This window comes from Frankia sp. Cppng1_Ct_nod (genome assembly GCF_920656135.1).
In the GTDB taxonomy this organism is placed as follows: Bacteria; Actinomycetota; Actinomycetes; order Frankiales; family Frankiaceae; genus Protofrankia; species Protofrankia meridionalis.
This window is the reverse complement of record NZ_CAKKTK010000012.1, coordinates 71,712-79,464: the sequence shown is the minus strand read 5'-3', so window position 1 is coordinate 79,464 and position 7,753 is coordinate 71,712. Positions and strand designations below refer to the sequence as shown.

The 7,753-nt window shown below is 66.3% G+C and carries 8 protein-coding genes; 3 read left to right on the top strand and 5 right to left on the bottom strand.

Annotated features, from left to right (window positions below):
• Positions 1-145: 145 nt before the first annotated feature.
• The 4 genes from NBW77_RS06130 to NBW77_RS06115 form a co-directional block, all read right to left on the bottom strand.
• On the bottom strand, positions 146-391 hold the full coding sequence (locus NBW77_RS06130) for a DUF397 domain-containing protein (protein ID WP_131745244.1): 246 nt from the start codon (positions 389-391) through the stop codon (positions 146-148).
• A 106-nt stretch (positions 392-497) separates the two neighbouring features.
• The gene (locus NBW77_RS06125) at positions 498-1,460 is read right to left on the bottom strand and encodes a threonine/serine dehydratase (RefSeq protein ID WP_131745243.1); all 963 of its coding nucleotides are present in this window, start codon (positions 1,458-1,460) and stop codon (positions 498-500) included.
• Between the two features lie 22 nt (positions 1,461-1,482).
• A complete protein-coding gene (locus NBW77_RS06120; RefSeq protein ID WP_250279395.1) occupies positions 1,483-2,280 on the bottom strand; it encodes a 2OG-Fe(II)-dependent halogenase WelO5 family protein in 798 nt (265 codons plus the stop codon).
• Positions 2,281-2,427: 147 nt separating this feature from the next.
• Positions 2,428-2,682, bottom strand: a complete 255-nt coding sequence (locus tag NBW77_RS06115; protein WP_131745241.1) for a hypothetical protein — start codon at positions 2,680-2,682, stop codon at positions 2,428-2,430.
• A 484-nt stretch (positions 2,683-3,166) separates the two neighbouring features.
• On the opposite strand from NBW77_RS06115, the gene NBW77_RS06110 reads away from it, so the two are divergent.
• From NBW77_RS06110 to NBW77_RS06100, 3 genes are all read left to right on the top strand, one after another.
• Complete coding sequence (locus NBW77_RS06110) at positions 3,167-4,510, top strand: NsdA family TPR-like regulatory protein (RefSeq protein WP_250279394.1); 1,344 nt, start codon at positions 3,167-3,169, stop codon at positions 4,508-4,510.
• The gene (locus NBW77_RS06105) at positions 4,507-5,070 is read left to right on the top strand and encodes a GNAT family N-acetyltransferase (protein ID WP_131745238.1); all 564 of its coding nucleotides are present in this window, start codon (positions 4,507-4,509) and stop codon (positions 5,068-5,070) included. Before NBW77_RS06110 ends, NBW77_RS06105 begins: the two co-directional genes overlap by 4 nt.
• Before the next feature lie 95 nt (positions 5,071-5,165).
• On the top strand, positions 5,166-5,378 hold the full coding sequence (locus tag NBW77_RS06100; RefSeq protein WP_250279393.1) for a hypothetical protein: 213 nt from the start codon (positions 5,166-5,168) through the stop codon (positions 5,376-5,378).
• Between the two features lie 32 nt (positions 5,379-5,410).
• Here NBW77_RS06100 and NBW77_RS06095 read toward each other — a convergent pair whose 3' ends face one another.
• Positions 5,411-7,750, bottom strand: coding sequence for an Hsp70 family protein (locus NBW77_RS06095; protein ID WP_250279391.1), 2,340 nt, complete (start codon positions 7,748-7,750; stop codon positions 5,411-5,413).
• Positions 7,751-7,753 lie beyond the last annotated feature (3 nt).

The following is a 7,753-nucleotide window of genomic DNA, read 5'->3' as shown; positions in this document are numbered from 1 at the left end:
GTATAGAAAATTGGCGACGCGCGATTGGCCGGTATGATCATCGATACCGTCAACACCAACCTGATCGAGGTCTGACCAAAGTGCCAGAAACGGCATGGGACCCATCGCCCCTGCGGGAAACGGGTCCAATCATGAAACGACCAGGTCAGAAGCGCATCTCGCCGTTCTCGACGCCATCAACGAATGCAGCCCACTCGGCACGGGAGAACGACAGTACGTGCCCGTTCGGGTCCTTCGAGTCACGGACGACCACTCCGCCGTCGAAGGTGCCGGCTTCCACGCACATACCCCCGGCGCCGTTGGAGAAGCTGGAGATCTGCCAGTCGACGACGGCGGCGGGGTCGAAGTCGATCAGGTTGGGCTTGTGGGTGCGATTGCGCTTCTCGTGCATGGTTGATTCTTTCTGTGAGTTGGGTGAAGCGATCCGAGTACAGGCGGGCTCGGACCGGCGGGATAGAGGCCGACTTCAGCCGACCGCCACAGGCTTTAGTGATGCGCTAACGGCCTTGGGAAGAGACGAGATCCGTTGGGTCGGTGTTCGCGCCGCATAGCACCACCGCAATCTTCTCGCCGGCTTTCGGGATGTATGCGCCGTTCAATAGAGCGGCGAGAGCGGTTGCGGCGCCGTGTTCCACGGCGAGTCGTCGATGGTCCCACAGGGCGTGACGGGCGTGGATGATGGCCTCATCCGGGACAAGGACCGAGTGGACTGCGGCGCGCCCTGCCCATTCCAGTGCCATGGCAGAGGTGCGCCGCGCGCCGAGAGCGTCGGCAGCGATCGAATTGACGGGCACGTCGACAAGCTGCCCGGATTCGATTGCGGCGTTCAGTGCCCGGCAATTCACCGGTTCTACGGCGACGACGTGGATCCCGTAGTGGTCGGCTGCGACGGTGACGCCGGTGAACAGGCCGCCACCGCCAACCGCGACCACGATCGTGTCCAGCGCGTCGGGTATCGCTGTCAGGATTTCCGGTACGAGCGTGCCGGCTCCCGCTGCGACCAGGGGATTGTCATAAGCGTGGGACTCGATCGCCCCGGTGGTGGCGGCATGGCTGTGGGCGGCGTCCAAGGCGTCTGCGTACTCATCCCCGACCTGGCGAACGTCGGCGTCGTAGGCGCGGAGCTTGGCGACCTTTACGGGCGGGGCGGTCTCGGGTAGGAAGACCGTGGCAGTCACGCCATGGCGCTTTGCGGCCCAAGCGCAGGCGAGCCCGGCGTTACCGCCAGAGGCGATGACCACCCCGGAGTCGGGCATCGTGCAGGCTTCCAGATGCGCGGCGACGAAGTTCGCCGCCCCCCGAGCCTTGAACGATCCGGTGTATTGCATGAACTCCAGGACGAGCCAAAGATCAGCGTCGCAGACTGTCCCCGGGTCGGCGCGGGTGACGGTGACGGAACGGACATGTCCGGCGATGCGATCGCAGGCTGTCTTGACGTCACCGTAGGTGGGGATGGTCACGGTACGGGCTCCAATTATGCCGTCAGGACCAGAAGATTAGGTTTCCGGTCACAGTCAGTCCAAGGAAGAACGCGAACGCTACCCGCCGCTGGCCCGGGTTCACGGCTACCGCGTGTAGGTTTGCCGAGTTGAATAGCAGCGCGTCACCCGCCGATGAGCGGAGGCTCACCTGTTGGCATCCCTGGACGATCGCGGGAGTGTAGCCGTAGCCTGTGCGGTGGGTCTCGTCCTTGGGTTGCCAGCGGCGACGCCAGATCGTGGCCTCCCCGCCGGATTCAGGTCCGGCAACCCACAGGTTGAATGCCAACTGCGCGATCACCTGCTGGTCGAACAGCCCGTCGGGGTACTCGCGAACTACCTCGTCGAAATGCACGAGCACCCCGGCGTTGATCTCTCGGAGGGTGCCGCCGAACACCGGGCGTCCACCGATCGTGGCCGGGGCGATCGCGCTGCCCCATGCGGCACTAAGGCGGGCCAGGGCGATCGCCACTGGGTCGGGGCGAAGACGCGCCGCCGTCCACGCGACACACGCGGCGTTTGCGGCCTGCCAGTAGCGCTCGTCCAACACCCCATCGGATGCGCGGTAATCGTTAAGCACCGGGCCGAAGCGGGCGATACGGACAGGGACCCGCGTTGGGTCGTAGTCGCCGATCGGGAGACGATTCATGCTCTCGATGGTTACGGCGCAGGCGGGTGCGTCGAGGAAACCTGGGATATGCACGGCGGCGGCGGTGCCCGCTGCGAGGGCGGCTATGTGGCGGTCGGTGTAGGCGTCCGCGACAATGAGCGCGAACAGCGGGTCAACGCGGAGCGCTGGCATCGGCCTTCCTCTGGTGTCGGTGGTGCACGCGCCGGCCCGTACTCCACCGCTCCCCAAGGACGCCCAGGGGCGGGCACGCCGGACCGGCGCGCGTTTGTGGCGGGGCTCCCCGGGCGGGCGGCACGGATTGTCCGGGGAACCCCGGTCTCAGGTCTCCGACCTGGGGTAGATCGGAAAGACGATGGGCACGACGCGGCCGTCGATACCGTGGCTCTTGGCGTGGTGGTCCGCGGCGGAGACAGTTGGGAACGGTAAGCGGACTTCTGTGGGCTTCTCGTCCCGTCCGTAGACCACCAGACCGTACAGCGCAGTGTCCGGCGGGATGTCGGAATGGGTGGCAGTGTGGACGGGCCGTGGCAGGTAGCGGGCGCTGGCCGTCCCGCTTGGCCGCTTCGCTGGCACAGCATCTCCGTTCACGTCTTCTTAGCCCTCGGGTCGCCGAGGGAGACCTGGGCTGGAACGACCCGGTAGGAGTCCAACTGGTGGAAACGGGCGTGCTGTATCCGGGGAAGACGTCGGGGTAGGGGTTTGCCGGATGACGAGGTCATGGCCCGGTCCATCCCGCATCTTCAGCGTGAGGCAGGTTGAAGCGGACCGGGGCGACCATGTATCGGCCCGGACAATGTGCGGCGCCGTAGGTTCTCGCCGCGGAGATACTTTCGAACATAAGAACGATTTCAGTGAGCTGTCCAGCTCCCCCCGATGGCGGTTCCGCCAGAATGCCAACGGCGTAGAGCGTCGACTGCACTCTGGTCACCTCTCGTCCGGTCACGTTCTGACGAATTAGACGATCTATCATCGGCGCGTCGGGTTCCATCCCAGCCCCGTATACGTGACCCGTCTATTACGATCCGCACCAATAGATGTGATCGAAGAGGGGACGCAGATGCCACGCGAGCGCAGGGACCCTCCGCCCGACCTCTGGCAGCGCCCGGATATGACCATCGCGCTTGCGGAACGTGACTTTGGGACTACTTTCCAGATCTACCGGCGGTGGACCGGTATCACGCAGCAGGATCTCACCGAGATGATCGGTGGGATAGCGCAACCTCGGATCAGTGCGATCGAGCGTGGCCGGGAACAGGTGATGAGCCTCGACCTGATCCAAAGGATTGCCACTGGCCTGAGCATTCCCGGACATCTGCTCGGGCTCGCTCCCGAGGTGATGGACGAAACGTCCAGCGCGATACACGATGATGACGTGCAACGACGGGAGTTTCACCGGCTCGCCGCGAGCGTGCTCACTGGAGCCGCGCTGGACTGGCCGGATGCCACATGGACGGTGGCTGCCTCGCCTCCTGGCGCGGTTGACGCGCTGGTCCGGATCGGCGACAGTGACGTCGCGAGATATCGAAAGCACCTAGAGTGGCTGTACGAGCTGGATAACACCTACGGTGGTGGCGCTGCATACCGGCTGACCGTCACGGCGGTACAGCAGATGCGCCGCGCGCTCGACGCCAGCTACTCTCCGACCACCGGCGATGCCCTTACCCAAGTGCTTGGTGAGGCCACCGAGCACGCCGGCTGGCTCGCGTACGACGCCGGCCGCCAAGACGACGCCCGCTACTGGTGGCTCGAAGCCCTCGCTGCTGCGCAGACCGTGAATGACGATGATGTCTCGACCGTGGCATTCGCCAGCATGTCACTTGCCGCGTCCACAGTTGGGACGCCTCGTGACGTCATCAACCTCGCCCGCGCGGCGCAGCGCTGCGCGGCAACCCGCAACACCCCCCGCCTCCGCTCTCTCCTGCTCGCCCGTGAAGCCGTCGGCCACGCAGCTCAAGGCGAGCACAAGACCACGTGGTCGGCGTTTACCCAGGCTGACAACCTCGTCGGCACCGACACGGATGCGGATCCGTATTGGCTGGAGTTCTGGGGAGAAGCAGATCTTGCCTGTCACAGGATGAAGGCTGCCGAGATCCTCGGCGACCTTGACGCCGCGATACAGGCAGCCCGGGAAGCAGTCGCCGCAGTGAATCCCCGATTCGCGCGTAACCATGCCGCCTACCTCGCCGGCCACGGCCGCGTCCTCGCGGTGGCCGGGCACCTGGACGAAGCGATGGAGATCACCGGTCAGGCGATTCTCCGCACTGCCGGCGTGGACTCGGCTCGGATCCGCAGCGAGATCGGGCGGGCCGTCGACATCTTGGCCAAGCGGGACGCCGGGCCGACAGTTCGCGGGTTCGTGGAGTGGGCTCGCGCATATCCCCTCGCAGGTGCGACCGCGTGACCACCCCGTGGACGCTGACCGTCCATGCTGGCGGGCAGGACCCGGGGCGGTTACGTGAGCTGATCGAGCCGGTGTACGCCGAGGTCTACGCCGAGGCGCCGTACTGCGAGGGTCCAGACGACGTAGCCGAGTTCGCTGCCGATTGGCCACGACGGGTTGGGGCTCCCGGGTTCCGCGCAGTTACTACGGCTGTCGACGGTAGGCCGGTCGGGATGACGTTCGGCCATCCACTCTCCGCGGAAACTGGCTGGTGGGAAGGCCTCGTCAAACCAGCGCCGGATGAGCTGACCGCCGAGGACGGCCATCGTTCGTTTGCGGTGATCGAGTTGGCCGTGCTAGCCAGCCACCGCAGGCGCGGTCTGGGCCGTGCGCTGCATGACGGGCTTCTTGCCGGCCGGGATGAACAACGGGTGGTCCTTCTTGTCCGCCCCGAGCCGGAAGCAGCTCCTGCGCACGCCGCGTATGCGTCATGGGGATATCGAACGATCGGACGCCTCCGCCCCTGGGCTGACGCGCCGATGTACCTTGCGCTTGTTCGGGCTCTTGTTGCCGGGCGCTGAACAGGATTGCTCCTGACATCTGCGGCTACGAGTCGTCGGCGCGTTATGGCATATGATGATCTCAGGTGGCGCCGTCTTGTTCGTGCATGGGGAGGGTGCGCCGGGCGATTTTCCCCCTCCGCCGGACCGCCCGGGTCCTGGCCGTGGTGACCGCTGAGATCACCGAACACGTCCTACCGGAACGTCACCGCTCCAACCCCCGCGTCGTCCGCCGCGCCAAGCGCACCCCGTTTTCCGCCAAGAAGCCGGTCGACAAGCACCTCACGGGACCGCCACCCACCGTCGTCACAATCCTGACCAGAACCTAAAGTTCCTGGTATTGGGCCGGACCCAGGCGGCACTACGTCCTGACCGGCCCCACACCGTTGGTCAACTGACCGGCGAGACCCACGTTGTTCGCCGTGGTCTCGTCATTGCGCGGCACCGAGTGGGCCTTGAACGCGATGTCCTGACCGTGACTCAGATAGAACTTGACGAACGCGGCCGTGGCGGGCTTACGTAGCGCATCCTTGCTCACGTACAGGTACAGCGGTTTGCACAGTGGGAGGTAGGTGCCGGTCCCGGCGGACACCACCGAGGGCGGGACGCATCCGATGCCGTTGTCCAGTGCCACTCCGCGGATCCTGTTGCCGTACGTCTCGAACGTCGGGAAGTCGAGGAAGCCCAGAGCGTCCCTGTTCTGCGCGACGTTCTGCGCGACCCCTTCCAGTTCCACCGCCTGGTAGCCGCGGACGTTGTCGCTGGCGCCGTTCACGTCGTGGTTGAAAACCTGGGCGTGAACAGACGTCGGCGGCGGTCCGAAGAACGCGACCGGCTCATTCGGGAAGCTCGGGTCGATCTGGTTCCAGTTGGTGATCGTCGAACCCTTCTTCCAGATGTTCGTGAGCTGGCTGAGCGTGAGGCACTGTGCCCAGGTGTTCTGCGGGTTGACGACGACCGGCACCGTGTTGTGGGCGATCTCGAACTCGGCGATCCGGTCGGCACAGCCAGGATCACCCTTGAAACCGCCGTTGAACGCGTAGGACGCGCCAGCTATGTCGATCTCACCTCGGCACAGCCGGGTGAACCCGTCGTCGGTCGAGGTCGATTCGACGCGAACCGACACGCCACCCTGCTGTTGACGGAAGAGCGAGTAGGCGGTTTCGGTGATCGGCGAGACCTCGCTCGACCCGGAAGCGAGGATGATGTTCTCCGTGCGGACGGACGGTCCGGCAACGGCGTCCGTCGACGTTCGACTCGGACCAGGTGCCGGCGCCGATACGGCGATGGAAGCGGACGTGGAGGAGGACCCACCGCCGGCGAACGCCACGACCCCGGCTGTCGTGGACACGGCGAGGACGACTACCGCGGCGGCCACCGCGACGATGCTCCGGCGGGTGCTGACGATGCCGGCAAGTGCACGCCGCCTCGTCCGGCCCTCGGCGCCGGGCGGTTCGACCGGTGTGACAGGGACTGGATCCGGCGCTGAAACCGGCACCGCGGCTGTTCCGGCACCGGCGGGCACTCTCGGAACGCTCAGGTCAGGCGGCATGCTCAGCGCCGGCGGAACACTCAGCGCCGGCGGCGCAATGATCACCGTCTGGAGCGGTGGGGCAATCTGGCGTACGCCTTCGGCGGCGATCAGCGCCGCGCCGAGCGCGATGTCACCGGGCGAGCCGATCTCCTGCCTTTCGATGTCGGGAAACGCCTCGGCGAGCGTCCGGCCGACCAACGGGATCCGGGCCGAGCCGCCGAGCAGCAGGAGCGCCGACAGGTCGGCGGGAATAGCCGGAACCGAACGCAACGTACGCTCAAATACCCGGACGGTGTCGTCCACCGTCGGTCGGATGAGCGCCTCGAACTCCTCCCGGGTGAGACGGACGAATTCCGGTGCTCCGGCCAGGCCATCCACCGGCAGGTCGACCGGTATGTCGACCATGTCCTCCTCGGAGAGAATCTCCTTCGCTTGGGCGCATTCCTGCCGCTGGCGGCGCAGCGCCGCAGCCGTCTCGGGGTTGGCCCGGTCAAGACCGGTGGCGACGTCACCGAGCACACGCAGCACATGGGCGAGCACGATCTCGTCAAAATCCGCACCCCCGGCGTGGGTGATCCCACCAGAGGTACCTGCGAGCCGGAAACCGTCGGGCATCGCGGCCAGTACCGAGGCCTCGAAGGAACCCGCACCCAGGTCGTAGATGCCGACGAACGCACCTGGGGTCACCCCGCTACGACGGGAGAGAAGTGCACCGACCGCGTCCGCGGACGAGCAGACCGTGATCGAGACATCGGTGTCGACCTGGCCGACAGCATCGATGAGCAGGTCCCGCCGATAGTCCGACCAGGTGGTCGGACAGGCCACCGCGATATGGTCGGGCAACGCCTTGCGCATCCTGGTGGCCGTGGCGATGGCCCAGCTCAGCAGGCGCGAAACCAGCGCCTCGGGGGTGTAGGCGGCCTCACCGAGAAGAATGGGCGTCGGGTCGCCCAGACGTCGCGGGAATCCCCGCACGGCCCGGCCGGGATCGGTGGCCGCGCGGCGTTCGGCGGCCCGGCCCACCTGGATTTCGCCGCCGGGCGAGGCGTAGAGGACGGTCGGAATGTCGGCCCCACCGCCCAGGGCCAGGACCTGCGGCCAGCCGCCGTCGACCACGGCAACGACCGTGCTGGCCGAGCCGAGATCAATGCCTAACTGATATCCCATCGT

Bases quoted from the DNA above. Each gene is read 5' to 3' on its own strand.
- NBW77_RS06130 (WP_131745244.1), bottom strand. From the start codon at position 391: ATGCACGAGAAGCGCAATCGCACCCACAAGCCCAACCTGATCGACTTC.
- NBW77_RS06110 (WP_250279394.1), top strand. From the start codon at position 3,167: ATGCCACGCGAGCGCAGGGACCCTCCGCCCGACCTCTGGCAGCGCCCG.
- NBW77_RS06095 (WP_250279391.1), bottom strand. From the start codon at position 7,750: ATGGGATATCAGTTAGGCATTGATCTCGGCTCGGCCAGCACGGTCGTT.
- NBW77_RS06120 (WP_250279395.1), bottom strand. From the start codon at position 2,280: ATGCCAGCGCTCCGCGTTGACCCGCTGTTCGCGCTCATTGTCGCGGAC.